The organism is Kitasatospora sp. NPDC052868, assembly GCF_044547105.1.
Classification (GTDB): domain Bacteria; phylum Actinomycetota; class Actinomycetes; order Streptomycetales; family Streptomycetaceae; genus Kitasatospora.
In genome coordinates this window covers 198,581-223,879 of sequence record NZ_JBITZW010000006.1, presented here as the reverse complement: position 1 = coordinate 223,879, position 25,299 = coordinate 198,581, and the positions used below count along the sequence as shown (strand labels likewise).

The 25,299-nt window shown below is 72.2% G+C and carries 18 protein-coding genes; 6 read left to right on the top strand and 12 right to left on the bottom strand.

Annotation, left to right across the window (positions count from 1 at the left end; translation table 11 throughout):
- Nucleotides 1-52 precede the first annotated feature (52 nt).
- Together ACIGZJ_RS13260 and ACIGZJ_RS13255 are read left to right on the top strand one after the other, a co-directional pair.
- Complete coding sequence (locus ACIGZJ_RS13260) at nt 53-8,155, top strand: ricin-type beta-trefoil lectin domain protein (RefSeq protein WP_396457282.1); 8,103 nt, start codon at nt 53-55, stop codon at nt 8,153-8,155.
- Nucleotides 8,156-8,246: 91 nt separating this feature from the next.
- Nucleotides 8,247-8,993, top strand: coding sequence for a hypothetical protein (locus ACIGZJ_RS13255; RefSeq protein WP_396457281.1), 747 nt, complete (start codon nt 8,247-8,249; stop codon nt 8,991-8,993).
- A 285-nt stretch (nt 8,994-9,278) separates the two neighbouring features.
- Here the strand turns inward: ACIGZJ_RS13255 and ACIGZJ_RS13250 are convergent, their stop codons facing one another.
- The 5 genes from ACIGZJ_RS13250 to ACIGZJ_RS13230 all read right to left on the bottom strand — a co-directional run bounded on the left by ACIGZJ_RS13250 (nt 9,279) and on the right by ACIGZJ_RS13230 (nt 14,278).
- On the bottom strand, nt 9,279-9,632 hold the full coding sequence (locus tag ACIGZJ_RS13250; protein WP_396457280.1) for a hypothetical protein: 354 nt from the start codon (nt 9,630-9,632) through the stop codon (nt 9,279-9,281).
- Complete coding sequence (locus ACIGZJ_RS13245; protein WP_396457279.1) at nt 9,629-10,099, bottom strand: hypothetical protein; 471 nt, start codon at nt 10,097-10,099, stop codon at nt 9,629-9,631. The genes ACIGZJ_RS13250 and ACIGZJ_RS13245 overlap by 4 nt, the downstream gene beginning before the upstream one ends.
- Before the next feature lie 279 nt (nt 10,100-10,378).
- Nucleotides 10,379-11,071 (bottom strand): transglycosylase SLT domain-containing protein, encoded by a 693-nt coding sequence (locus tag ACIGZJ_RS13240; protein WP_396457278.1) that lies wholly within the window; start codon nt 11,069-11,071, stop codon nt 10,379-10,381.
- A gap of 566 nt (nt 11,072-11,637) precedes the next feature.
- On the bottom strand, nt 11,638-12,615 hold the full coding sequence (locus tag ACIGZJ_RS13235; RefSeq protein WP_396457277.1) for an EI24 domain-containing protein: 978 nt from the start codon (nt 12,613-12,615) through the stop codon (nt 11,638-11,640).
- Between the two features lie 172 nt (nt 12,616-12,787).
- A complete protein-coding gene (locus ACIGZJ_RS13230; protein ID WP_396457276.1) occupies nt 12,788-14,278 on the bottom strand; it encodes an amino acid permease in 1,491 nt (496 codons plus the stop codon).
- Nucleotides 14,279-14,554: 276 nt separating this feature from the next.
- Between ACIGZJ_RS13230 and ACIGZJ_RS13225 the strand changes: the two genes are divergently transcribed.
- Entirely contained in the window at nt 14,555-15,823 is a 1,269-nt protein-coding gene (locus tag ACIGZJ_RS13225) for a metallophosphoesterase (protein ID WP_396457384.1), read from the top strand.
- Nucleotides 15,824-15,924: 101 nt separating this feature from the next.
- On the opposite strand, the gene ACIGZJ_RS13220 is transcribed toward ACIGZJ_RS13225, so the two are convergent.
- Nucleotides 15,925-18,147, bottom strand: a complete 2,223-nt coding sequence (locus ACIGZJ_RS13220; RefSeq protein ID WP_396457275.1) for an MMPL family transporter — start codon at nt 18,145-18,147, stop codon at nt 15,925-15,927.
- Nucleotides 18,148-18,289: 142 nt separating this feature from the next.
- The gene (locus tag ACIGZJ_RS13215) at nt 18,290-18,514 is read right to left on the bottom strand and encodes a hypothetical protein (protein ID WP_396457274.1); all 225 of its coding nucleotides are present in this window, start codon (nt 18,512-18,514) and stop codon (nt 18,290-18,292) included.
- Nucleotides 18,515-18,643: 129 nt separating this feature from the next.
- Here ACIGZJ_RS13215 and ACIGZJ_RS13210 point away from each other — a divergent pair, with 129 nt between their 5' ends.
- Both ACIGZJ_RS13210 and ACIGZJ_RS13205 read left to right on the top strand, forming a co-directional pair.
- The gene (locus ACIGZJ_RS13210) at nt 18,644-19,681 is read left to right on the top strand and encodes a Ku protein (RefSeq protein WP_396457273.1); all 1,038 of its coding nucleotides are present in this window, start codon (nt 18,644-18,646) and stop codon (nt 19,679-19,681) included.
- Between the two features lie 44 nt (nt 19,682-19,725).
- The gene (locus ACIGZJ_RS13205; protein ID WP_392934550.1) at nt 19,726-20,007 is read left to right on the top strand and encodes a hypothetical protein; all 282 of its coding nucleotides are present in this window, start codon (nt 19,726-19,728) and stop codon (nt 20,005-20,007) included.
- Nucleotides 20,008-20,049: 42 nt separating this feature from the next.
- On the opposite strand, the gene ACIGZJ_RS13200 is transcribed toward ACIGZJ_RS13205, so the two are convergent.
- Together ACIGZJ_RS13200 and ACIGZJ_RS13195 are read right to left on the bottom strand one after the other, a co-directional pair.
- A complete protein-coding gene (locus tag ACIGZJ_RS13200; RefSeq protein WP_396457272.1) occupies nt 20,050-21,456 on the bottom strand; it encodes an NADP-dependent succinic semialdehyde dehydrogenase in 1,407 nt (468 codons plus the stop codon).
- 121 nt (nt 21,457-21,577) lie between these two features.
- Nucleotides 21,578-21,859 carry a DUF6158 family protein gene (locus ACIGZJ_RS13195; RefSeq protein WP_392934554.1) on the bottom strand — a complete coding sequence of 94 codons (282 nt, stop codon included), beginning with the start codon at nt 21,857-21,859 and terminating at the stop codon, nt 21,578-21,580.
- A gap of 185 nt (nt 21,860-22,044) precedes the next feature.
- Here ACIGZJ_RS13195 and ACIGZJ_RS13190 point away from each other — a divergent pair, with 185 nt between their 5' ends.
- Nucleotides 22,045-23,061, top strand: coding sequence for an adenosine deaminase (locus ACIGZJ_RS13190; RefSeq protein ID WP_396457271.1), 1,017 nt, complete (start codon nt 22,045-22,047; stop codon nt 23,059-23,061).
- A gap of 75 nt (nt 23,062-23,136) precedes the next feature.
- Here ACIGZJ_RS13190 and ACIGZJ_RS13185 read toward each other — a convergent pair whose 3' ends face one another.
- The 3 genes from ACIGZJ_RS13185 to ACIGZJ_RS13175 all read right to left on the bottom strand — a co-directional run bounded on the left by ACIGZJ_RS13185 (nt 23,137) and on the right by ACIGZJ_RS13175 (nt 25,285).
- A complete protein-coding gene (locus ACIGZJ_RS13185; protein ID WP_396457270.1) occupies nt 23,137-23,739 on the bottom strand; it encodes a vitamin K epoxide reductase family protein in 603 nt (200 codons plus the stop codon).
- Nucleotides 23,736-24,542 (bottom strand): DsbA family protein, encoded by an 807-nt coding sequence (locus tag ACIGZJ_RS13180; protein ID WP_396457269.1) that lies wholly within the window; start codon nt 24,540-24,542, stop codon nt 23,736-23,738. Before ACIGZJ_RS13180 ends, ACIGZJ_RS13185 begins: the two co-directional genes overlap by 4 nt.
- 74 nt (nt 24,543-24,616) lie before the next feature.
- On the bottom strand, nt 24,617-25,285 hold the full coding sequence (locus ACIGZJ_RS13175) for a hypothetical protein (protein ID WP_396457268.1): 669 nt from the start codon (nt 25,283-25,285) through the stop codon (nt 24,617-24,619).
- Between the last annotated feature and the right edge of the window lie 14 nt (nt 25,286-25,299).

Genomic DNA, 25,299 nt, shown 5'->3' with positions numbered 1-25,299 from the left:
TCCGGAGCGCGGCTTTCGGCGAAGGGTGGTGACGGTCGCTGCCTTTACTGCGGTGCTGTCGCTCCTGGTGCCGATGGCGGGCGCCGAGGTCGTCGGCGGATACCACTACGACTACGACGAGAAGACCTGGCCCGCGGACCCGCTGCAGCAGCTGCCCAAGGTCCAGGGGCACAACGCGGACGGGACCGGCCGGGTCGAGGCCAAGCCTCAGGCGGGCGCGCGCGAGCTGACGGCCCGCAAGCCGAGCCCCGCGCAGTGGCCGGCCGAGGCCACCGCCACCGTCAACCTGGGCGGGACGGCCGCGAAGTCCGGGTCCGCGCCCGCCGGTAAGCCCGCGAGTGGGCAGGCCCCGGTGCGGGCCGGTGCCACACCTGTCCTGGTCGGCACCGCGGCGCCCGAGCAACTCGGCGCCCAGGCCCGCGACATCGTCGGCTCGGAGGCGCCGGTGAGCGCGCCGTCCTCGGTCGAGGTGAAGGTCGCCGACCGGGCCAAGGCCCAGTCGGCCGGCGTGGACGGCCTGCTCGTCGGGCTGTCGCGCGCGGACAGTCGTACCGAGGCCGGAAGCGTCGCGGTGTCCCTGGACTACGGCGCGATCGCCCAGGCCTACGGCGGCGGTTGGGCCTCCCGGCTGCGGCTGGTGGCCATGCCCTCCTGTGCCCTGACGACACCTCAGGTAGAGGCCTGCCGCCAGCAGGTGCCGGTGGAGTACCAGAACGACCCGGTCGGCCGGAAGCTGACCGGCACGGTCGCGATCCCGGCTGGGGGCGGATCGGGCGGCGCCGCCGCGGGTGCGAAGGCGTTCGCCGCCCCCGCGTCGGGCGTGCAGGCCGCGTCGTCGCTCGCGCTCGCGGCGGTGGCGGACGTCGGCGGCTCCCAGGGCTCCTACGGGGCCACCTCGCTCTCGGCCTCCGGAAGCTGGTCCCAGACGGCCTCGGGGGCCTTCACCTACAGCTACCCGGTGCCGCTGCCGCCCTCGCTGGCCGGTTCGGTGCCCTCGGTGGCGCTGAGCTACAACTCCCAGGCCATCGACGGCGAGACCTCGGCCCGCAACTCGCAGGCCTCGTGGATCGGTGACGGCTGGTCGTACAGCCCCGGCTTCATCGAGCGCTCCTACAAGGGCTGTGGAAACGCGGGCATCGACGGCTCCGCCGACCAGTGCTGGGCCGGCTGGAACGCCACGCTGTCGCTCGGCTCGCACTCGGGCGAGCTGATCCGCGACGCCAACGGCGTCTACCACCTGGAGTCGGACGACGGCACCAGGGTCGAGCGGCTGACCGGTGCCGTCAACGGCCTGTGGGAGGGCGAGTACTTCAAGGTCACCACGACCGACGGCACCGCCTACTACCTCGGCCTCAACCACGCGCCCGGCACCAGCTCCGACAACGCCACCAACAGCGCCTGGGCCGAGCCGGTCTACCACCCGAACAGCGGCGACCCGTGCTACACGGCGGCCAAGGGCAAGGCGTCGCAGTGCGACAAGCAGCCCGGCTACCGCTTCAACATCGACTTCGTGGTCGACCCACAGGGCAACCTGCAGCGCTACGACTGGGCGAACGAGACCAACTACTACAGCATGGGCTACGGCCAGGCGGCCAAGTCCGGCGGCTACGGCTCCCTGCAGCCGTACACCCGGGCCGGCCACCTGACGGGCATCTCCTACGGCTACCAGCTCTCCGACGCCACCGCGGGCCGGGAGCCCTCCTCCCGGGTCACCTTCGGCACCGCCGAGCGCTGCGTGGTCTCCGACGACCTCTGCAAGGCGTCGAACCTGAACACCTCGACGGCGGGCAGCTGGCAGGACACCCCCTACGACCTCAACTGCCAGGCGGGTTGGCCGACCAGCGGGACCGGGCCGAACGTCTGCAAGATCGCCTCGCCGACCTTCTGGTCCACCGTCCGGCTGAACCGGATCACCACCGAGATCCGCACCGCCGCCGGGTGGAAGAGCGTCGACCAGTACGACCTGAAGCACCTGTTCTCCGAGGCCGGTGCCACCATCGACCCCGTCACCGGCACCGAGGGCGACACCAGGAACGCCGGCTCCCTCCAGTCGGTGCTGTGGCTCTCCGAGATCAGCCACACCGGCCTGGACACCAGCGCCGGCGACCGCGAGCAGGCGGTCACCCTCGACCCGGTGAGCTTCAAGGGCATCGAGGTCGACAACCGCGTGGACGGCCTGACGCCCGCCGCGCCCCCGCTGTACCGGCCCCGGATCTCCGGCATCCAGACCGACACCGGCTCCTTCATCGCGGTCTCCTACCGCGACCAGGAGTGCTCCCGGAACAAGGGCACCATGCCGGCCTCGGCCGACACCAACACGATGGCCTGCTTCCCGGTGTACTGGACCACGCCCGGCGGCGGCGAGCCCATCGCGGACTGGTTCCACAAGACCCTGGTCGCCAAGGTCACCGTCTCCGACCTGACCAAGGCCGCCTCCCCCGCGCAGTCCACCTCGTACACCTACGGCGAGGAGGGCCTGGGCGCCGCCTGGCACCGCGACGACTCCGAGCTGACCGACGACCGGTTCCGCACCTGGAACGACTTCCGCGGCTACCGCACCGTCACCACCACCACCGGTGCTGCCCCGGACGCGATCACCCGGAGCACGTCCACCTACTTCCGGGGTATGAACGGGGACTACCTGGCCAACGGCACCACCAGGCGGCAGGTCTCCTGGAAGAACTCCGTCGACCAGGACGCGGTCGACGACAACCCCCTGCTGGCCGGCATGGCGCAGGAGACCACGACCTACACCAAGTCCGCGAACGGCACGGCCGTCGCGAAGGCCGTCCCCGACGTGCCGACCACCGTCGAGACGGCCTCGAAGGCCCGCACGGCCTGGGCCTCCAAGAAGACCACCCTCCCGCCCGACCCGCCCCGGACGCTGTCCACCCTGCCGCCCCTCACCGCGCAGCGGGTCAAGACGACAGGCAGCCGGGAACTGTCGCTGCTGTCCGACAGCCAGACCTGGCGGACGACCCGCACGAGCACGGACTACGACGACCTCGGGCGCCAGTCCAAGGTCCACGACAAGGGTGACGTCTCGGTGCCCGCCCAGGAGACCTGCACGACGGTCACCTACGCGGACCCGCCCACCGCCAACCCGATGATGCTGATCTACCCCAAGGAGAGCGTCAGCGTCGCCGGCCCGTGCGGCACGGCCGAGAGCGCCGACCGGACGATCGGCCACAAGCGGTACGTCTACGACGGCAACGGCGACGTCGCCAACCCGGGCGCGGTCGGCGTGCTCGGACAGAACGGCACCTCGCTGGGCCTGCTCACCGCCACCCAGTCCGTGAAGTCCTACGACGGCTCGGGCCAGCCGGTCTTCCAGACCCAGGGCGCGCAGAGCCACGACCAGTACGGCCGCGTCGTCCGCGACGTGGACGCCGCGGGAACCGTCACCACCACCGCCTACACCCCGGCCGCCGGCATCCTGGCCACCGAGCTGTCCTCGACCAACGCCCTGGGGTGGACGGGCAGGAGCGTCATCGCACCCGCCCGCGGCCTGGTCACCCGGGCCGTCGACGTCAACGGGCGGATCACCGACTCCGCCTACGACGCCCTCGGCCGCCGCACCAAGGTGTGGACGCCCGGACGCAACAAGGACGACGGCAAGAGCGCCGACCGGACCTTCGAGTACGCGGTGCACGGCAAGGGTGAGAAGCCGGACGTCTCCAGCATCACCACCAGGACGCTGCGCGAGAACGAGACCTACAGCACCTCGGTCGCGATCTACGACGGAATGCTGCAGGCCAGGCAGAACCAGTCCACGCCGGCCAACAACTCCGAGGGACGACTGGTCAGTTCGGTCCGGTACGACAGCCACGGCTGGCCGGTCATCACCATCCCCACCTGGTCGGACCCGACCACCGCCCCCGGCTCCACCCTGTTCGAGGAGACCGAGAACACCCTGCCGTCCGAGCAGGTCACGGTCTACGACGGGCTAGGCCGCCCGACCGCCCAGCAGCTGTACGCCAAGGCCAGCCTGCTGTGGCAGTCCACCACGGCCTACCCGGGCGCCGACCGGGTCGACTCCACCCCGCCGAACGGCGGGACGGCGACCACCACGTTCACCAACGCGCTCGGGCAGACGACCTCCTCGGTCGTGCACGGCGGCCCCGGCATCGGTGACGTCACCACCAGCTACAGCTACAAGCCCGGCGGCGAGGTGTCCGCCATCTCCGACACCGTCGGCAACACCTGGTCGTACGGCTACGACCTGCGGGGCAACCGGATCTCCCAGACCGACCCCGGCAGCGGCACCTCCACCGTCGCCTACGACGACCTCGGGCGCGTCGCGACCAGCACGGACGGCCGCGGCCGCTCGATCTCCTTCACCTACGACCTCCTCGGCCGGGTCACCGGGCGGTACGACGGCACGAGCACGGCCGACCCGGCCAAGCTCCTCGCCTCCTCCACCTACGACACCCTGGCCAAGGGCTACCCGACCTCGACCACCCGCTACGACGGCGGCGCCTCGGGCAACCAGTACGTGCAGAAGGTGAACGGCTACAACACCGCCTACCAGCCCACCGGCACCACCACGACCATCCCGGCGTCCGAGGGCAGGCTGGCGGGCGACTACACGTCCAGTGCCGCCTACACCCCCAACGTGGGCCTGCTGGCCTCCATCGGCTACAACGCCGACGGCGGCCTGCCCGCCGAGAGCCTCGGCTTCGGCTACAACGTCCAGGGCAAGCTGCTCCAGAGCGGCACGGCGAACACCCCGCTGCTCGACCTGGCCAGCTACAACCCCCGCGGCCAGCTGCTCCAGTCCACCTACGGCAAGGCCGGCGGCCTGCTGCGGACCAAGCAGACCTACGACGACGCCACCGGCCGACTGACCACCAACCGGGTCAGCCTCCAGACCGGCGACGCCAACCCGGTCTCCGCGAAGACCTACGGCTACGACGAGGCCGGCAACCTCACCAACGTCGCGGAGCTGCAGTCCTCCGGCAGCACCGACCAGGCCTTCGACGTCCAGTGCTACCGCTACGACGGGCTGAACCGCCTGGCCGAGGCCTGGACCGACACCTGGGGTGTCAGCAAGGAGACCGCAGGACAGCTCTCGCACTGCAACAACCCCAACCCCGGTCCGTCGGCCATCGGCGGCCCGGCCCCCTACTGGCAGAGCTGGCAGCACAACCTGCTCGGTGACCGCACCCAGCAGGTCAAGCACGACATCACCGGCGACACCTCACGCGACATCACCCAGACCATCACCTACCCCGGCGGCGGCCGCACCCCGGCGGCCAAGCCGAACAGCGCCACCACCGTCACCACCTCCAGCGGTCCGGCGACCAGCACGGTGACCTCCGCGGTGCCGAACGGCTCCACGTCCAACTGCCTGGACGTCAACGGTGCATGGACCGCCGACGGCACCGCCGTCCAGGTCTACACCTGCAACGGCTCCGGTGCGCAGAAGTGGACCAGGGGCGCCGACGGCACCCTGCGGGCCCTCGGCAAGTGCGCCGGCCCGGTCGGCAACTGGCCCGGCGCCGCGATCGAGCTGCGGACCTGCGACGGCGGCGACCTCCAGCAGTGGCAGGACGGCGCGAACGGCGCGCTGCTCAACACCGGTGCGAACCTCTGCCTCGACCTGCCGGCGTGGAACGCCACCCCGGGCACCCAGGTCGCGCTCTGGTACTGCAACGGCCAGGGCAACCAGCAGTGGCCGGTCAGCACCAACGCCCCCACCGGTCCGTCCTCCAACGCGACCCTGACCCCGCAGTACGACCAGGCCGGCAACACCACCTCCCGGGCGGGCACCAACAGCGGCACCATCGCCTCCGGCCTGGCGACCGGCACCACCCCGCTCTGCCTGGACGTCGACCACGCCTGGGACGCCGACGGCACGGGGATCTTCTCCTTCACCTGCAACGGCGGTACCGGGCAGCAGTGGACGGCCGGCACCGACGGCACGCTCAGGGCAGTCGGCAAGTGCCTGCGCCCGGTCGGCGGCTCCGGCGGCAGCAACACCCAGCTGGAACTGTGGACCTGTGACGGCAGCGCCGGCCAGGAGTGGCGCCCCGGCGCCGGTGGCACGCTGGTCAACCCGGCCTCGGGCCTGTGCATCGACATCCCCGGCGCCACCACCGAGCCCGTCACCCGGGTCATCCTGTGGACCTGCGCGCCGGGCAGCCCCAACCAGAAGTGGGACTCCGCCGAGGGCACCCCGGCCCCCGGCACCACCCAGTCCTTCACCTACAACGCCGAGGGCCTCACCGAGACCGTCACCACCCCCAGCGGTGGCGTCAACCGGACGGCGACCTACCTCTACGACGCCAACGGCGGCCTGCTGATCCATCGCGGCCCCGACAGCACCGTCCTCTACCTGTTCGGCGGCGAGGAGCAGCTGACCCTCGACCGGGCCACCGACACGGTCTCGGGTACGCGCTACTACAACAACCCCGACGGCACCGTCATCGTCCGCTCCAGCAGCGGAGCCCTGACCTACCAGCCGACCGACCTCCAGGGCACGTCCGGCCTGGAGATCGACGGCACCACCAAGGCCGTCACCCGGCGCGCCTTCGACCCCTACGGCAACCCGCGCGGCACCGTCCCGCAGTCCTGGGCCGACAACCACGGCTACCTGGGCAAGCCCGCCGACGCCACCAGCGGCCTCAACCTGCTGGGCGCCCGCAACTACGACCCCGCCCTCGGCCGCTTCCTCAGCGTCGACCCGGTCCTGATGGCCGGCGATCCAAACCAGATGGGCGGCTACGCCTACGGCAACAACAACCCGGTCAACCTGAGCGACCCGAACGGCCTCTGGCCCAGCTGCGGCTGGTGCAAGAAGGCGGGCAAGTTCGTCGCCGGCGCCGTCGACAGCGCCATCGGCTGGGCCGTGGAGAACAGCCCGTACGTGGCGATGAACAACGCCGCGAACGAGATGAGCAAGGAGGCCGGGGTCCCGCTCTTCGGGACCACCCACTACATCGAGCCGACCTCGCACCCCGTGGCGGACATCTTCGGGATCGCGCACGACGACCCGTACTACGTCGCGGGCGAGATCGTCGAGACCGTCGTCGAGATCGCGGTGGACGGAGTCGGACTCGTCAAGGCCGGCGTGAAGGGCGTCCGGCTGGCGACCAAGGCCATCAAGGACGCGGGCGGCATCCGCAAGGCCGCCGGCAAACTCCTGCCGAAGAGCAGCCCCAAGCCGTCCGGCCCGAAGGGCGGCTCCTCCGGGCCGAGCACTCCCCACCAGGAGCCCGCGGCCCCGAAGGTCCACCAGGCCGACCCCAAGGCGCCGGCCACCCCCAAGACCGACCCCTCCCCGCCGCACGGTACGACCTGCAGCTTCACGCCCGAGACCCCGGTCCTGATGGCCGACGGCAGCAGCAAGGCGATCGGCGACATCAAGACCGGCGACCTCGTCCAGGCCGCCGACCAGGAAACCGCCACCGAGCAGGGCGCCCGCGCCGTCACCGCCACGCTCGTCCACGAGGACAAGGAGCTGATCGACCTCACGGTCCGGACGGAGTCCGGCGCCGAGAGCACCGTCCACACCACCGCCGAGCACCCCTTCTGGGACGACACCACCCACACCTGGGTCCCCGCGGCCGACCTCACCGAGGGCCACACCCTCAAGACCACCACCGGCACCCCCGTCCGCATCACCGCCGTGCGCCCCTTCTCCGGCGCCCAGCAGATGTACAACCTGACGGTCGCCCAGCTCCACACCTACTATGTGCTGGCCGGCACCACCCCGGTCCTGGTCCACAACGAGTGCCCTGATCCCCATGTGTGGGAGCCGTACCGCGAGGGCGTCGACCACTCATACCAGGCGGACCTTCCTGCGGGCGAAGGGCTTGCGAAGGGGGCCCCGCTCACCGAGGGCACCTACACCTTCATCGTCCGCCGGGATGGTTCCCTGCGCGCATTGGACGACGAGACGCTGGCGGACTTCGGTGCAGGGCACGCCTCCCTGGGTGACCATCAAGGAGTGATCATGGCAGGAACGTTCGAAGTGGACGTCGAAGGCGTGATCTCCCGTATCATCAACTTCTCCGGCCACTACCGTCCCGACAAGAACATGCCGGGTCCCACGCTGCTGGAAATCAGTCAGAGGGCGTTCCGGCGGCACGGCTGGGACTTCAGCGAGAGTGTCTGGGAGTACTACAAGGGGCCCACTCGGCGCTTGTTCTGAGGGTGGATTCCGCTGGGGCGGCCTCTGCGGAGGCCGCCCCAGCAAGTTTCAGACGGCCGAACGGCTCTGTCTTCCGATGTGGCGGTGGCAAATGGACATTCCCGATCTCCCAGACCGTGACGGGCTCCTGGATCGACTCATCCGGAGCCCGGTCACGGGTCTCCGACAGGACGACGACCGCCCAGCGGGTCAGCCGGAGACTCCCCTCGGGGGGCAGCCTCCAACGAAGGAATTCCTCGGTCAGCTGGCGGATCGGACCGGGCTGCGCTGTGACGACCTCCTCCTCGTCGCCGGTCTCCCTCTCGGGGGTGAGGCATTGAGCTTCGACGAGAGGTCGGGACGTGAGCTCCCGAGGCTGGTACAGAGTGCGCTTGCCCTGCCCGCGGTCCACCGGCAGCGACTGCGCGACCATGCCCGGTCCCTCTCGGGGGTGCCGCGGACGTACTCCCCCAGGAAGGAGCGCGCCTATGAGCAGTACCCTCCCGGAGCCGGTTCCCTCCTCGTGCGGATGCTCGCCCTCCGTAATCTGAGGTTGGTGTCCGCAGCCAAGGTCATGGCTTACATGTCCGGTGTCTACGTGGCGGGTGCGACCATCGGATCCGTGGGGCATGGAACGAGGCAGCTCGATGCCGAGCTTCTCACCGGCTTTGCCGCTGTACTCGGAGTGCCGTTCGGAACCCTTGAGGCGCTGACGGGAATTCACCGCCCGCCGGGTTCGCTCCGTGAGCTTCCGCCGGAGGTGGCGGACACGGCTGCGCTTCTGTGGGATGTCCGGCATTTGGGGGTGGAGCAGGTGCTTGAGGTGGTGGCGCTGGCAAAATCGGTTGGCCTCGACTGAGGCAGAGCGGACACAGCCGGGTGTGCAGGTCCATCGCCGCACCGTGAGCAGCTCGTCGAGGTGGTCGCCAGGGGTGCCGGGCAAGGCTGTGTGCCGTGGTCGACCAGGTCGACCACGGCACAGATCCCTTTGGGCTTAGGCAGCCCGATTGTCGGCTTAGTACCAGTGGTGGCCCGGCCAGGACGCCGGCCACAGCCCGCTCCACCACCCTCAACCGCACCCATCCCACCCCTTGAGCGGCAGTGGTGGTGGGACGTCGCCTGGGGCGGGTACGCGGGGAGAAGCTCAGTCCGTGGCCTTGGGGTGGCCGGTGCCCGCGTAGGTGATCCAGGCTGTTCGGGTGGTGTCGTCCAGCAGGTACCAGATGCGTCCGCCGCCGGTGACCTCGTACTGCCAGCGTTCAAGTTCCCGGCCCTTGAAGGTGCTGGTGCCGAGCTTGCCCTTGAGGCGGTGCTGGCGGTCTGGGTTGTCGGCGGCGCGGGGAGTGGCACGGATCCTCTCGAAGGCGCGGCGCAGGTTGCCCGCTGCCTGGCGGCCGAGCTGTTCCCAGCCGTCGGCGGCCTCGGTGTTGGCGAATCGGAGGTCGTACTCGTCGCCGACGGGTGGCGGCGCGGCCCGGTCTCCGCGCTTCGGGCTCACTCCGCCTCGGGCATGGGGACTGGTCCGAGGTCGCCGTCAGGCTCGCGGGTGAGGATGGCGTGCAGGGCGGGGTCTGCGTAGATCTCGGCGCTGTGTCGCCACTGGGTGAGCAGGAGGGCGATCGGGGCGAGGTTGTCCAGGGCCACCGCGCCGCGAGCCGTGTCCACCAGCTCGGATAGCAGGGTTTCGATGTCCTCGGAGGGCAGGAAGGTGCTCCATGGCAGGGCCTCAGGCAGAGCCTGTCGCAGGGCCGCGACGTTCTCGGTTCGCACGAGCCCTGCAAGCAGGCGCGAGGTGAAGTCGACGACTGATGCGTCCCGCTCCATCTGGTCGACGCGCATCAGGGCGAGGTCTGCGGCGTCGCGTCGCCGTAGCCGCAGCGCGCGGACGGCGTCCAGTCTGCGTGTGGTCGCGGCGGGATGGTGAAGTAGCTCGCTGAAAGGCACGTCCTCGTAGGCCGCAGTCATGACATCCACAGTAGCTCGGATGTTGGTTCCATGGGTAGGTAGGTGATTGCCGACGGCAGCAGGGTCGGAAAACAAGGCGCCTCTGCGGACGTCGGCGGATCGGTGGTCGCCGCTCACCTGCGACTGAACGGCGTCGAGGCTGCCCGCACGACATGTGCGGGCAGCCTCGGGCGTTTGTTGCAGTCCTCCGGGTGTCAGCTGCGCCCCTGCAGTAGGTCGGAGAGCCGGCGCAGGGTGCCGGGTGGGCTTCCGTTCAGCGGGACACGCCGGGGGTTCGGCTTAGTACCAGTGGTGGCTCTGCCAGAAGGCCCAGGCGCCGCAAGGGCTGCCGTAGCGGGAGTTCATGTAGTCGAGGCCCCACTTGATCTGGGTGGCGGGGTTGGTGCGCCAGTCGGAGCCGGCGGAGGCCATCTTGGTGCCGGGGAGGGCCTGGACCAGGCCGTAGGCGCCGGAGGAGGCGTTGACGGCGAGGGGGTTCCAGCTGCTCTCGTGGGACACGATGTTGCTGAAGCACTGCAGCTGGCCGGCCGGGACGATCTGGGCGGCGATCTCGCGCGGGCTGCCCGAGTAGGTGGGCTTGGCGTTAAGGGCGGGGCGCTGCTGCGAGCGGGAGGCGGCGGCCTCGGCGTCGGCCTTCGCCTTGGCGTCCGCCTGGGCCTTCGCCTCGGCCTCGGCCTGCGCCTGGGCGGCGGCCTGGGCCTGAGCGGCGGCAGCGGCGGCGTCCGCCTCGGCCTGCGCCTGCGCCTGCGCGGCGACGGCAGCGGCCGCGGCAGCAGCCGCGGCGTCCGGCTGGGCCTGCTCCGCCGCTGCGACCGGCTGACCGTCCACGGAGACGCCGGCCGCCGGGGCGGCGGCCGGGGCGACGGCGTCGGCGCTCTGCGGGATGGCGAGGGCGGCGGTGGCCGCGCCGGCCACCACGAGGGTGGTGATGCCGGTGATCAGGGAGTTGCGGCGGGCATGGCTGAGCTGCATGGAGCGGACGATCCTTTTCCGTCGGGGCCGTGCCGGGGGACGCGGGGCGTCCGGAGCACGGGCTCGGGGGAGCAGGCCCGCAGTGCCGTCGGTGACGGCCATGCACCCCGGCCGGTGAGGGCGGGGCGGGCGGGATGCGCGGTGGACGGGCCGGTCCGCGCTGCCTGGCGACTGGACATTCTTTGCAGAGCCCGGAGCGGGCGGCAAAGGTGCCCGCTACTACCGCCGGTAGTGGCCACGGCGGCGTGAACGCCGAAGCGCCCGGCCTAGGCCGGGCGCTTTGTGGTGATTTGACCGATTTGAGCGATCCTCGACCGGATCCGGCCCGCCGCCGTCGATCGGGAGGCGGAAACGCGGTGGTGGCCTGCGGTGTTCGGGGCCGGTGGGCCGCACCCCGACGGGCCGGGCCCGGGTGGGTCGCTCCCCGCCGCCCGCCGGGAGGCGGGCCCCGGCGAGCCGACAACTATCGAGGGCAGTAGTAGCCGAATCCCCTGTGGGCGGCCTCACAGCCGCCGCCGCCCGTGGTCGACGCAGCGTGACCGGACGATCACGGCGGTGCGGGTGGGTCAGCCGCGCCGGTACGGATTCTGCTCGGCCGGGGCCTGCGGCTGGGCGTAGGGATTGCCGTCGTAAGGGTTGGCGGCGTACGGGTGCGCGGTCTGCGGCCCGCCCGCGTACGGGTTGCCGGGGGCCGGCTGCTGCCCGTAGGCGCTGCCGTAGGAGGCCACCTCCGGCACCGGCGGCTGCCCACCGTCGTCCGGCCCCCCGTCCGGCTCCCCGTCGTGCTCCTGCGCCGCCTCCCCGTCCTCGACCGGCACCAGGTCGCGCGCCAGCAGGGTCGCCCCGGCCACCGCGCCGGGCATGGCCAGGACGGTCACGAACGGGATCAGGAACCCCAGGATCAGCGGCACGCCGAAGCCCAGCGCCAGCCCCAGCCGGGCGCGCAGCAGCCGGATCCGCTCGCGCTGCGGCACCCCGCGCCGCTGGAGGCCGACCGCGGTCAGCTCGACCGAGAGGAAGAACCCGGACACCAGGAACCCGGCCACCGGCACCAGGGTCTGCCCGACCACCGGGATGAACCCGCAGGCGAACAGCAGGATGCCGAAGCCGAGGACCCGGACCAGGACGTACAGGCTGTCCCGCGCCGAGATCCACAGCTCCCGCCAGAGCGGGACGTCCGGCGGGGTGGGCGCGCCGCCCTCGGTCTCGTCGACCTTCTCGCAGAGCGACTCGTAGAACGGCTGGCCGACCAGCAGGGTGACCGCGGTGAAGGTGATCACCGAGATCAGCAGTCCGCCGCCGAAGACGATCGCGGCGAGCGCGGTGCGCAGCATGCCCTGCCAGGGGGAGCCCCAGTCGTCCGCGAAGGGCGTGACCCACTCGGCGAGGTCCTCCGACCAGCCGCCGAGGAACACCAGCGCGACCACGTACCCCGCCAGGGTGATCAGCGCGGGCAGCATCCCGAACGCCCACCAGCGGCCGTGCCGCCCCACCCATTTCTGGCCCTTGGCCAGATACCCCATCCCCGCCACAAGATCTCGCATAGGGGGAAAGGGTAGGGGCTGCCGGTCGGCAGGTCATATCCGTCCCGTCATGATCCGGTACCGAAGCCGGACCGCCCGACCGCCCGACCGGCGGCCGGGGAAACGACACCGGGCCCGGGAGCCTCCGCAACGGCTCCCGGGCCCGGCGTCCGTGGACGGCGGTGCCGGCGGCTCAGGCAGCCGCCTCCGCCGCCCGGCGTCGGCGGCCCACCACGGCCGCCGCCGTCAGGACGATCGCCGCGGCGACCAGCGACAGGTACATCTGCTGGCGCCCGTCGGCGTCGGTGAACATGTACGCCATCACGAAGCCGATCATGCCGATCGCCGTCCAGGTCAGGTACGGGTACAGCCACATCCGCACGGTCAGGCGCTCCGGCTGCTCACGCTCGATGATCTTGCGCATCCGCAGCTGGGAGAAGCAGATCACGAGCCAGACGAACAGCGCCACCGCGCCCGAGGAGTTGAGCAGGAAGGAGAAGACGGTGTTGGGCGAGGTGTAGTTGAAGAACACCGCCACGAAGCCGAAGACCACCGAGGAGAGGATCGCGACCCGTGGCACGCCGCGCTTGGTCACGGTGGCGAAGGCCTTGGGGGCGTCGCCGCGCTGGCCGAGCGAGAAGGCCATCCGGGAGGCGGTGTACATGCCGGAGTTGAGGCAGGAGAGCACGGCCGTCAGCACGATCACGTCCATCACCTGGCCGGCGCCGGGGATCCCGACGTGCTCCAGCACCGCCACGTACGGGCTGCCCTTGACGGCGGCGGAGTCCCACGGCAGCAGGGTCACGACCAGCAGGATCGAGCCCAGGTAGAAGATCCCGATGCGCCAGATCACGCTGTTGGTGGCCTTGCTCACGGCCTTCTCCGGGTCCTCGGACTCGCCGGCGGCCAGGGTGACGATCTCGCTGCCCATGAAGGCGAAGACGACGGTCAGCATGCCGGTGAACACCGCGCCCACCCCGTGCGGCAGGAAGCCGCCGTGGTCGAGGAGGTTCTCCGTGCCGACCGCGTGGGTGCCGGGGAGCAGGCCGAAGGCGGCCAGGATGCCGATCACCAGGAAGGCGGCGATCGCCACCACCTTGATGCCCGCGAACCAGAACTCGAACTCGCCGTAGGAGGCGACCGAGAACAGGTTGGTCGCGGTGAGCACGGCCATCACGATCAGGGCGAACGCCCACTGCGGCACGCCGGGCATCCAGTTGTTGAGGATCTTCGCGCCGGCGGTGGCCTCCACCGCGAGCACCACGACCCAGAAGAACCAGTACAGCCAGCCGATGGAGAACCCGGCCCAGCGGCCGAGCGCCCGGTCCGCGTACGCGGAGAACGAGCCGCTCTGCGGGTCGGCCGCGGCCATCTCGCCGAGCATCCGCATGACCAGCACGACCAGCACGCCGGCCAGCGTGTAGGACAGCAGGATGCCGGGCCCGGTGGACGCGATGCCCGCGCCGGAGCCGACGAACAGGCCCGCGCCGATCACGCCGCCGATGGCGATCATCGACAGGTGCCGGTTCTTGAGCCCGGGCTTGAGGTGGGCGTCGCCGCCCTGGCCGTGCTGCCCGGAGCTGCCGCTCGGGCCGACCGTGCCGGTGGTGCCGGTCGCGCCGTGCTGCCGAGAGACGGCGTCGGACGGCGGCGATCCGGCCGAGGTGGTGGTTTCCGCACTCATGGAGGGTGTGCCCTGTGCCTTTCCAGCGCGGCTTGCCCTCGGCTCGTACGCCGGAGGGTGGGGGACGGACCCGCGCAATGCGGTGCAACTTAACTTCTACCTACGAGTATCGGAACAAGGCCTCGGAAACTGTCCGCTCAGCGGACACAAAAGGCCTGGTCAGAGCGGGTGCAGCGGGATCCCGGAAAGCTCAAATCTGATGCAGTGTCAGGCTCTTTCGCGGGCCCGGGGGCCGTCGTCGGAGTGGGTCGGGATGCCGTACATACTGTCCGCGTGATGATCGTCCTCGTGGTGCTCGGCGTGCTCGCCGTCCTGGCCGTTCTGGCCCTCGCGCACTGGTACCTCTGGCGGCGCCTGGTGCGCGACGTCTCCGTGCCGGGCGGGTGGTGGCGGCGGACCGGGACGGTGCTCGCCGTCCTCCTGCCGCTGCTCGCGGTCGGGGCCCTGGTCGGCGGGCGCTCGCTGCCGCTGGCCGTCGAGCGCTGGCTGGCCTGGCCGGGGTACCTGTGGCTGGCGGTGCTGCTCTACCTGCTGCTCGCCCTGGCGATCGGCGAGGCCGTCCGCCCGCTGCTGCTCCGGCTGCCGCGCCGGACGGGCACCCCGCGCCCCGAGCAGCCCCAGCAGTCCGAGGAGCCCACGCCCGAGCACCCCGAGCACCCCGAGCACCCCGAGCAGCCCGAAAAGCCCGAGCACCCCAAGAGCGCCGCCGCCGCCCCCTCCCCGGAGCGCCGCCTGTTCGTGGCCCGGACGGTGGCGATCGGCGCGTCCGGGGTGGCGGCCGCGGTGGTCGGCAACGGCGCCTACGGCGTGCTGCGCGGTCCCCGGCTCAAGCAGGTCACCGTGCCGCTGGCCACCCTGCCCGCGCGGGCGCACGGCTACCGGATCGCCGTCGTCAGCGACATCCACCTCGGACCGATCCTCGGCCGCGCGCACACCCAGCGGATCGTCGACACCATCAACGGCGCGCAGCCCGACCTGATCACCATCGTGGGCGACCTGGTCGACGGGTCGGTCCCCGACCTCGGCCGCGCGGCCGAGCCCCTGGCACAGCTGCGGGCCCGCGACGGCGCGTACTTCGTCACCGGCAACCACGAGTACTTCTCGGGCGCCGCGCCCTGGGTCGACTTCGTCCGCGAGCTGGGCGTCCACCCGCTGCAGAACGCCCGCGTCGAGCTCGCCGGCTTCGACCTGGCCGGCGTCAACGACCTCGCCGGGCGGACGGAGGGCGACGGCCCGGACTTCGCCAAGGCGCTCGGCGACCGCGACCGCTCCCGGACCTCCGTGCTGCTCTCGCACCAGCCGGTGACCGTCCACGACGCCGTCCGGCACGGCGTCGACCTCCAGCTCTCCGGGCACACCCACGGCGGCCAGCTCTGGCCCGGCAGCTACCTGGCCGAGCTCGCCAACCCCACCGTGGCCGGCCTGGAGCGGTACGGCGACACCCAGCTGTACGTCACCCGGGGCGCCGGGGCCTGGGGCCCGCCGGTGCGGGTCGGGGCGCCGTCCGACATCACCATCGTCACGCTGGCCTCGCTCAGGGCCTGAGGGTTCCGGCGGGCCCCGGGCGGCGCCGACCGTTCCCGGGGCACAAGGAAGCCGGGCGCGGGGGTCCGCGCCCGGCTGCCAGGCTCCGCCGCCCGCCGGGGTCAGGGCGTCTCGCCCTCGCCCTCGGTGTCGATGTGCGGCAGGATCCGGTCCAGGAAGCGCGGCGTCCACCAGGCCCTCGGGCCGAGCAGGGTCATCACCGCCGGCACCATCAGCAGTCGGACGATCGTGGCGTCGATCAGGACGCTGACGGCCAGCCCGAGGCCCATCATCTTGATCACGATGTTGTCGCTGACGATGAACGCGGCGAAGACGCTCACCATGATCAGCGCGGCGCAGGTGATCACCCGGGCCGTGATCTCCAGGGCGTGTGCGACGCTGCCCCGGCTGTCGCCGGTGCGCAGCCACGCCTCGTGGACCCGGGAGAGCAGGAAGATCTCGTAGTCCATGCTCAGCCCGAAGACGATCGCGAACATCATCATCGGGACGTAGCTCTCGATCGGCACGGTGCCCGAGACGCCGAGCGCCGGCCCGCCCCAGCCCCACTGGAAGACCGCCACCACGACCCCGTACGAGGCCGCGATGGAGAGCAGGTTGAGCACGGCCGCCTTGACCGCGATCAGCAGGCCCCGGAAGACGGCCAGGATGATCAGGAAGGCCAGTCCGACCACGACCGCGATGATCAGCGGCAGCCGGCTGGACACGATGTCGAGGAAGTCCACCTGGGCGGCGGTCGTCCCGGTGACGTACGTCCGGGCGCCCGTCCCGCTGACGGCCTGGGGCAGAACGGTGTCCGTGAGGCGGTTCACCAACTGCGTGGTGCTCTTGTCCTGGGGCCTGTCCACCGGGATGACGGTGTTGAACAGGACGGCCCCGTCCTGGCTGGTCTGCAGCGGGGTGGCGCTGGCGGCGCCTGGCACGGTGGCGAGGGCCTGCTGCACGGAGCTCAGCAGGGCGGGCCGGGCGTCCGCCGCCACCGCGCTCTGGTCGACCACCACCGTCAGCGGGCCGTTGGAGCCCGGCCCGAAGCCCTCGGACATCAGGTCGAAGGCCCGCCGGTCGGTGAAGGTGGTCGGGTCGGCGCCGTCGTCGATGTGGCCGAGCTGGATGGAGAACAGCGGAATCGCCAGGATGCCGACCGCGACCACGCCGCCGGCGAGGAACCACCAGGGCCGGCGCTCGACCCGCTGCGCGTAGCGGTGCCAGGTGCCGGTGATCTCCTCGCCCGGCGCGGCCCCGGTCTCGGCGACCGGCTTGCGGACGGTGAACCGGTCCATGCGGCGGCCGATCAGGCCCATCATGGCGGGCAGCAGGGTGAGTGCGCCGAGCACCGCCGACACCACGGTGACCCCGGCCGCCAGCCCCAGTTTGGCGATGAAGGTGACCCCGGAGACGGATAGGCCGGTCAGCGCGATGATCACGGTGCAGCCGGAGACGAGGACGGCCCGCCCGCTGGTGGCGACGGCCTGGCCGGCGGATCTCACCGGGTCCACGCCGTCCATGAGGTTCTGCCGGTGCCGGGTGAGCAGGAACAGCGCGTAGTCGATGCCGACGCCGATCCCGATCATGGTGGCGAGGGTCGGGGCGACGGTGGCGAAGGTGGTCGCCGCGGCCAGCAGCCCGAGCACCCCCAGCCCGACGATGGCCGCCACCAGGGCGGTCACCAGGGGCAGGCCGGCCGCGATGGCGCTGCCGAAGCCGATCAGCAGCACCACGATCGCCACGGCGAAGCCGATCGCCTCACTCGTCCGGTCGTCGGCGGTCGGCCGTGCCAGCTCGCCCAGCGGCCCGCCGTACTCGACCTCCACCCCGGCGTTGCGCAGTGGGGCGACGGCGTCGTCCACGCCGGTGAGGTACTCGTCGCCCAGGGTGGTCGGGTTGGTGTCGAAGCGGACGGTGATGTAGCCGGTGAGCCCGTCCGTGGCCAGCGGTCCGCCGGGCGGGGCGGGCTGGCCGGGCGGGGGCAGCGGGCTCTGCACGCTCTGGACGTGGGGCAGCGCCTGCAGCGAGGTGATCGCCTGGCCGACCTCGCCCGCGAAATCGGTGAGCGGTTGGGCGTCGTGCAGCACCACCTGGGAGCTGGTGCCGGCGAGGGCGGGCTCGTGCGCCTGGAGCACGTCCTTGCCCTCGGCGGACTGCGTGCCGGGCAGCGAGAAGTCGTCGGAGTAGTCACCGCCCACGGACCGGTTGGCCACCTGGATGCAGGCGAGCGCGACCAGCCAGAGGGCGATCACGACCAGGAAGTGGCGTGCGCACCACTCGCCGAGCGAGCGCAGTGCGCCGGGCCCGGCCGGGGTGGTGGGCGCAGGGGGGGACGGTGGCATGGCTCTCCCGGGGCGTGGAGTTGACGGGCAGTCACCGGCGCGGGCGAAATGATCGAAACCCGATGCTAGGTGGTGAAATGCCCCGATCCGCAGGGACACGGCGCCCCTGGGCCGTTCGGGGCGGCCCGCACACGGCCGGGCCCTAAAGGGCTCGCACGTCCAGCAGCACGATCCGGGACCCGTCCGCGGGCCGCCCGGTCAGCCGGGCGGCCAGGATCCGCGGGATGTCGCTCTCCTGCGAGTACCCGGGCACCAGCGTGACCTCGTCGCGCCGGACGCCGGCCTCGCCGGCCACGGCGTAGGTGACGCGGTAGGCCGTCCACGCGGGCGGGGGCGCGCAGTCGCGCCGGGGGTCGGATCCGGACACCGCCGCCACCTCCTCGTTCGCTCCGCATTCTCCTCCCGGAGCGGCCCGGGCGGGATCGTGTGGCCGATCGGGGTGAATCCGGGCAGAGTGGGAAATCTCCGGTAGGGGACCTCCGGGAAGGGCGACCCCATGCAGACCACCTGGAAGGGGACGATCAGCTTCGGGCTGGTCAGCATCCCCGTCCACCTGTACTCCGCGACCCAGGAACACGACGTCCCGCTGCACCAGGTGCACGCCAAGGACGGCGGCCGGGTGCGGATGAAGCGGTACTGCGAGCAGGAGGAGAAGGAGGTCCCGTACGCGGAGATCGCCAAGGGTTACGAGTCGCCCGACGGCCGGACGGTCACCCTGAGCGACCAGGACCTCGCCGACCTGCCGCTGCCCAGCAAGAAGATCATCGACGTGCTGGCCTTCGTGGACGCCTCCGAGATCGATCCGCTGATGTTCTCCAAGGCCTACTACGTCGGCGTGGCGGACAAGGCCGCCGCCAAGCCGTACGCGCTGCTGCGGGACGCGCTCACGGCGTCCGGGCAGATCGCCGTCACCAAGATCGCGCTGCGGACCAGGGAGTCCCCGGCCGTGCTGCGGGTGCACGACGGCACGCTGGTCCTGCAGACCTGCATCTGGCCCGACGAGGTCCGCCCGGCGGCCGGCATCGCGCCCGAGGAGGAGGTCGTCGTCCGGCCGCAGGAGCTGAAGATGGCGCGGTCGCTGATGGACACCCTCTCCGAGGACTTCGACCTCGCCCAGCTCCACGACGACTACCAGCAGGCGCTGCAGCAGGTCATCGAGGCCCGGCTGCAGGGCGTCGAGGTGCCGCACGAGGAGGAGGCGGGCGAGGCGCCGGACAACGTCATCGACCTGATGGAGGCGCTGCGCAGCAGCCTCAAGGAGGCCAAGGGCGGCCGCCGCCGCTCCACCGGGCCCCGGCCCGGCCCCGACGCCGACGCCGAGGCAGAGGAGGCCGAGGGGGCGGCGGAGGACTCCGAGCAGCCGGCCCCCCGCAGGCGCGCCCCCGCCAAGAAGACCACCGCGGCCAAGACCGCCGCAAAGAAGACCGCCACCGCCAAGCAGAGCGGCGCGGCCAAGACCGCCACCGAGAAGAAGAGCACCGCTCGGAAGACCACCACCGCCAAGAAGTCGGCCGCTCACCGCACCGCCTCGTGAGCGGCGGCGGCCCGCCACCCCTCGGAAGCCTGGAGGCGATCCCGATGGACCTGCTGACCTACAAGGCGCTCGACACCGGCCCCGACGCGCCGGAACACCCCGGCTGGGCGCACCGCGCCTGGCACGGCCTGCTGAGCCTGGGCCCGACCACCGTGCTGTTCCTGCTGGCGCTCTCGCTCGGCCTGGGCATGGCCGCCGCCCAGATCGACCTGCTGCCGGTGCTGGTGGTGTTCAGCATCGTGTGGGCCGTGACCCTGGTGGCCCTGATCGGGGTGATCGCCCGCTGGGTGACGCCGGGCCGGGGCCGGCACCGCGTGGCGGCCTGACCGGCCGGCCCCCGCCCCGACCCCTCCCCGGGCGGGGGCCGCTCAGGACGGCCCGAGCCACACCGTGGTGATGTTGCAGAACTCCCGGATGCCGTGCCCGGACAGCTCCCGCCCGAACCCGGAGCGCTTGACGCCGCCGAACGGCAGCGCCGGGTGCGAGGCCGTCATGCCGTTGAAGAACACCCCGCCCGCCTGGATGTCCCGGACGAAGCGCTCCTGCTCGGCCCGGTCGGTCGTCCAGACGTTGGAGCTGAGCCCGAACGGCGTGTTGTTGGCGAGCGCCACCGCCTCGTCCAGGTCCGCCGCCGGGTACACGGTGGCGACCGGGCCGAAGGTCTCCTCCAGGTGGATCCGCATCGCCGGGGTGATGCCGGTCAGCACGGTCGGCTGGTAGAACCACCCGGCGGCGAGGTGCTCCGGGAGCCCGTCCGGCCGGCCGCCGCCGCACTCCACCCGGGCGCCGTGCGCCCGCGCGTCCTCGACCAGCTCCGCCAGCTCGTCCCGGCCCTGGCTGCTGGCGAGCGGACCGACCTCCGTCGCCTCGTCCATCGGGTCGCCGACCCGCAGCGCGCCCATCGCCTCGGTGAAGGCGGCGGTGAACCGCTCGTACACGTCGGCGTGCACGATGAAGCGCTTGGCGGCGATACAGGACTGGCCGTTGTTCTGCGCCCGGGCCCGGACGGCGGTGCGGACGGCCGCGTCCAGGTCGGCGCTGGGCAGGACGACGAAGGGGTCGCTGCCGCCCAGCTCCAGGACGGCCTTCTTCACCTCGTCCGCCGCGGCCGAGGCGACCGCCCGCCCGGCCGGCTCGCTGCCGGTGAGCGTCACCGCGGCCACCCGCGGGTCGCGGACCACCGCCTCGACGGCGCCCGAGCCGATCAGCAGGGTCTGGAAGCACCCGGCCGGGAACCCGGCCCGGAGGAACAGCTCCTCCAGCGCCACCGCCGTGCGCGGCACGTTCGACGCGTGCTTCAGCAGCCCCACGTTGCCCGCCATCAGCGCGGGCGCGGCGAACCGGACCACCTGCCAGAACGGGAAGTTCCACGGCATCACGGCGAGGACGACGCCCATCGGCCGGTACCGGACGTAGGCGCCGACGGCGCCGGAGTCGGCGACGTCGGCCGGGTCCGGGTGCTCGTCCGCGAGCAGGGCCTCGGCGTTGTCCGCGTACCAGCGCATCGCCTTCGCGCACTTGGCGGCCTCGGCGCGGGCGGCGGCCAGCGGCTTGCCCATCTCCTCGGTCATCGTGCGGGCGACGGCCTCCAGATCCCCGTCCAGCAGGTCGGCCGCCCGGTGCAGCAGCGCCGCCCGGTGCGCGAAGGAGGTGGTGCGGTACGCGTGGAAGGCGGCCTCGGCGCGGGCCAGCCGCTCTTCGATTCCGGCGGCGTCCAGCGGCTCGAAGGTCTGCAGGGTCTCGCCGGTCGCGGGATTGATGCTGGCGATGGGCATCGGGGCTCCCAGAGGTGGTCGGGATCGGGGGTTCTTCGCTCGCTACCCACCCTCCCCGACAACCCGCCCCCGGGCACGCCGAAGCCGCCCGGCGTGTCCCGCCGGGCGGCCCCGCCGCGCCCTACTCGGGCAGCGACTCGACCCTGGCCGCCGCCTCCCGGGCCCGGGCGCCCGCCCGCGTCCGGGCGGCCGTGATCTGCCGGTTCGGGAACCGGTGCACGTACTCCGCCTCCAGCTGCCCGGTCCGCAGGGTGTGCCGCTTCAACGCGTCCTCCGAGCCGTACAGGAACGTCTCGTGCCGCGTCCGGTGCAGCTGCTCCAGCTCGTGCAGCAGGACGTCGTTGCCCAGGGCGTGCGGGGAGATGCCCTCGGGCCTGCTGTGCGGAGCGTCGGGGTGCCGCATGTCCGTTACCTCCTCGGCGGAAGCCCCCCGCATCCCGGTGCCCCCCGTGCGCTGCGATACACCCATGCTCGCCGCCCCGGGCCGCCCGCGCCACCGACCGGGGCCTGCCGCTCCACAAGGTCGATCAGGTCATAGGATGATTTATCGACCTTCCTCCTCTGCCCCCGGAACCGAGAAGACCCCCCATGCCGCTGCCCAAGGCCGAACTCCACCTCCACATCGAAGGCACCCTCGAACCCGAGCTCGCCTTCGCCCTCGCCGACCGGAACGGGATCACCCTCCCGTACGCCGACACCGAGGAGCTGCGCCGCGCCTACTCCTTCAGCGACCTCCAGTCCTTCCTGGACCTGTACTACGCGCTGATGGCCGTGCTGCGCACCGAGGCGGACTTCGCGGACCTCGCCGACGCCTACCTCGCGCGGGCGGCCGAGCAGGGGGTGCGGCACGCCGAGATCTTCTTCGACCCGCAGGCGCACACCGCGCGCGGGGTGCCGCTGGGCACGGTGGTGGACGGCCTCACCCGGGCCCTCGCGCGCAGCGAGGAGCGGTACGGGATCAGCACCCGGCTGATCATGTGCTTCCTGCGGGACGAGTCGGCCGAGTCCGCCCTGGAGACCTTCGAGGCCGCCCGCCCGTACTTCGACCGGATCGCGGGCATCGGCCTCGACTCGGCGGAGGTCGGCAACCCGCCCGCGAAGTTCCGCGAGGTGTACCGGCGGGCCGCGGCCGCCGGCCTGCGGCGGGTCGCCCACGCGGGCGAGGAGGGACCGGCCGGCTACATCACCGAGGCGCTGGACGTCCTCGGCGTCGAGCGCATCGACCACGGCCTGCGCTGCCTGGAGGACGAGCAGCTCGTCGCCCGGCTGGTCCGCGAGCAGATCCCGCTCACCCTCTGCCCGCTCTCCAACGTGCGGCTGCGCTGCATCGACACCCTCGCCGACCACCCGCTGCGCACCATGCTGGACGCCGGGCTGCTGGTCACCGTCAACTCCGACGACCCCGCCTACTTCGGCGGCTACGTGGAGGACAACTTCCAAGCGGTGCGGCAGGCTCTGGAGCTGGACGAGCCGACGCTGCGGCTGCTCGCCGCCAACTCCTTCCGGGCGGCCTTCCTGGACGAGCCCCGCCGCGCGCGGCTGCTCGCGGAGGTCGCCGCCCACGAGTTCGAGCCCGCCCGCGAGTTCGAGCCCGCCCGCGGCTGACGCCTGACCCCTCCCCTCTCCGCCGGAGCCGTCGGGCCCGGGGGAGAGGGGAGGGGGAGGACGGTCAGAGCAGGGTCAGAGCAGGGTGCGCCAGTAGTACCAGAACCGGTTGAGGATCAGCAGCGCGACCACCGCGTACCAGAGCGCCGGCACCACCCAGTGGTAGCGCACGACCTCCCGGACCACCGGGCGCAGCGAGCGCGGGGTCGGGATGACCCCGGTGCGCAGGTTGTGCAGGGTGGTGTACCAGAACAGCGGGATCATCGCCGCCCACACCACCATGCAGTACGGGCAGAGCGCACCGATCCGGTACAGCGCCTGGTACATCAGCCAGCTCACGAAGCCGATGCCGAAGAGCGTCCCGGCCTGGAGGCCGAGCCAGAACCAGCGGCGGTAGGCGGCCCCGGCCAGCAGCCCGGCGCCGATGGCCAGGACGACGGCGAAGCCGATCAGGCCGAGCAGCGAGTTGGGGAAGCCGAAGGCCTCGGCCTGGTCGCTGCGCATGATCGAACCGCAGCTGATGATCGGGTTGATGTTGCAGTTGGGGACGTAGGACGGGTCCTGGAGGAGCTTGATCTTGTCCAGGGTGAGGACGATCGAGGCGAACAGCCCGAGGCCGCCGGTGACCAGCAGCAGGACGGCGAACCGGCGCGGGGGCGCGTAGACGGGGGCCGTCACCCGGTCACCTGCTTGACCATGGCGGTGAACCGGTCCGGGGCGACGGGCGCGCCGTTGCTGAAGACCTCCAGCTTGGTGCCGTCCAGCTTGACGGTCGGGGTGCCGGTGACGCCGCTCTTGTCGAAGGCCTTGTCCACCTGGTTCGCCCACGGCGCGTAGGTGCCGTCCTGCACGGCCTTGACGAAGGCGTCGGTTTTCAGGCCCGGGACCTGCCCGGCGAGCTCCAGCAGGCGGCCGGTGTCGGCGAAGCCGTCGTTGCGCTCGTCCGGCTGGTTGGCGTACAGCACGTCGTGGAACTGCTTGAACTTGTCGACGCCCTCGTTCAGCGCGGCACCCGCCGCGGCCAGCGCGGTGCGCGAGCCCTTGCCGCCGAGGCCCTTGTCCAGGAACGTCGCCAGGTGGTACTCGATCTTGTACGTGCCGTCGTCGGCCAGCTGCTGGATGGTCTTGCCGTTGGTGGTCTCCAGCTGCTCGCAGTACGGGCAGCGGAAGTCCTCGTAGATCTCCAGGGTGTGCGGGGCGTCGGCCTTGCCGTAGGTGATCACGGTGCCGTCCGCGCCGCCCGCGTTGGCGGGGACGACCAGCGGGCCGTTCGCCGCGGCGTCGCCGGATCCGGAGGAGCCGCCGGCGGCGATGGCCACACCCGCCGCGAGGGCGAGCACGGCGGCGGAGGCGGCGCCCACGATCGTCCGGCGGCGGATCTTCGCGGAGCGCTCGGCGCGTGCGCGCTCCTCGCGCAGCCGCTCGGTGGCGGCGCGGCGGGCGGCGTTCCTGCCGTTACGGGGGGAGGAGGGGTTGCTCATGGTGGGTGTCGTCCTGTGCTCTCGGTGCGGAAACGGTGCGGGCGCGAGGGCCGGCCGAGAGGGAATGCGGGATCTCAGCAGGCCGGGGCGGGCACCGGCGGACCGCGCCGGACGGCAGGGCGGAGCATGACGCCCTCGGCGGGCACCCGCTCACGGCTGGCGCGCGGGAACGGCACCCGGGCGACCGGGCGGGCCGGGACGGGCGCGGCGAGCAGCAGCAGCCAGCGCGCGGCGGCGGGCAGGAAGTGCCGGCCGAACTCGCGCAGCGTGCGGACGGTCCGCGCGAGCCCGGTCAGGGCGGCGTCGGCGCGGCGCAGCCAGAAGGCGCCGGCCAGGGCGATCGCGCAGTGCAGGGCCAGGAGCAGCAGCGGCCCGCCGGACTGCGGAAGGCCGTGGCCCAGCAGGAAGCCGCCGAGCGAGCCGCCGCCGCAGAGCAGCGGCTCGAAGCCGCGGGCGGCGCCGGGCGGCCACGAGGGGCAGGTGGTCTGCGCCAGGTCGAACAGGGCCGCGAGGCCGAGCTCCAGCGGCAGGAAGACCGCCGCGATCCGCCCGTACCCGCGCTCGCCGCCCGCCAGCGCGAACGCCACCGCGAAGACGGCGCCGCCGGCCAGGGCCAGCGTGCCGACCGGCAGGGGCCGGCCGGTGACCAGCACCTGGCCCAGCCCGGCGAGCAGTACGACCAGCGCGGCGAATACCGCCGCGCGGAGCGTCCTGGTGGCCGGGCCGGCCTGGCTGTCGTTCATGGCATCCGAGTCTG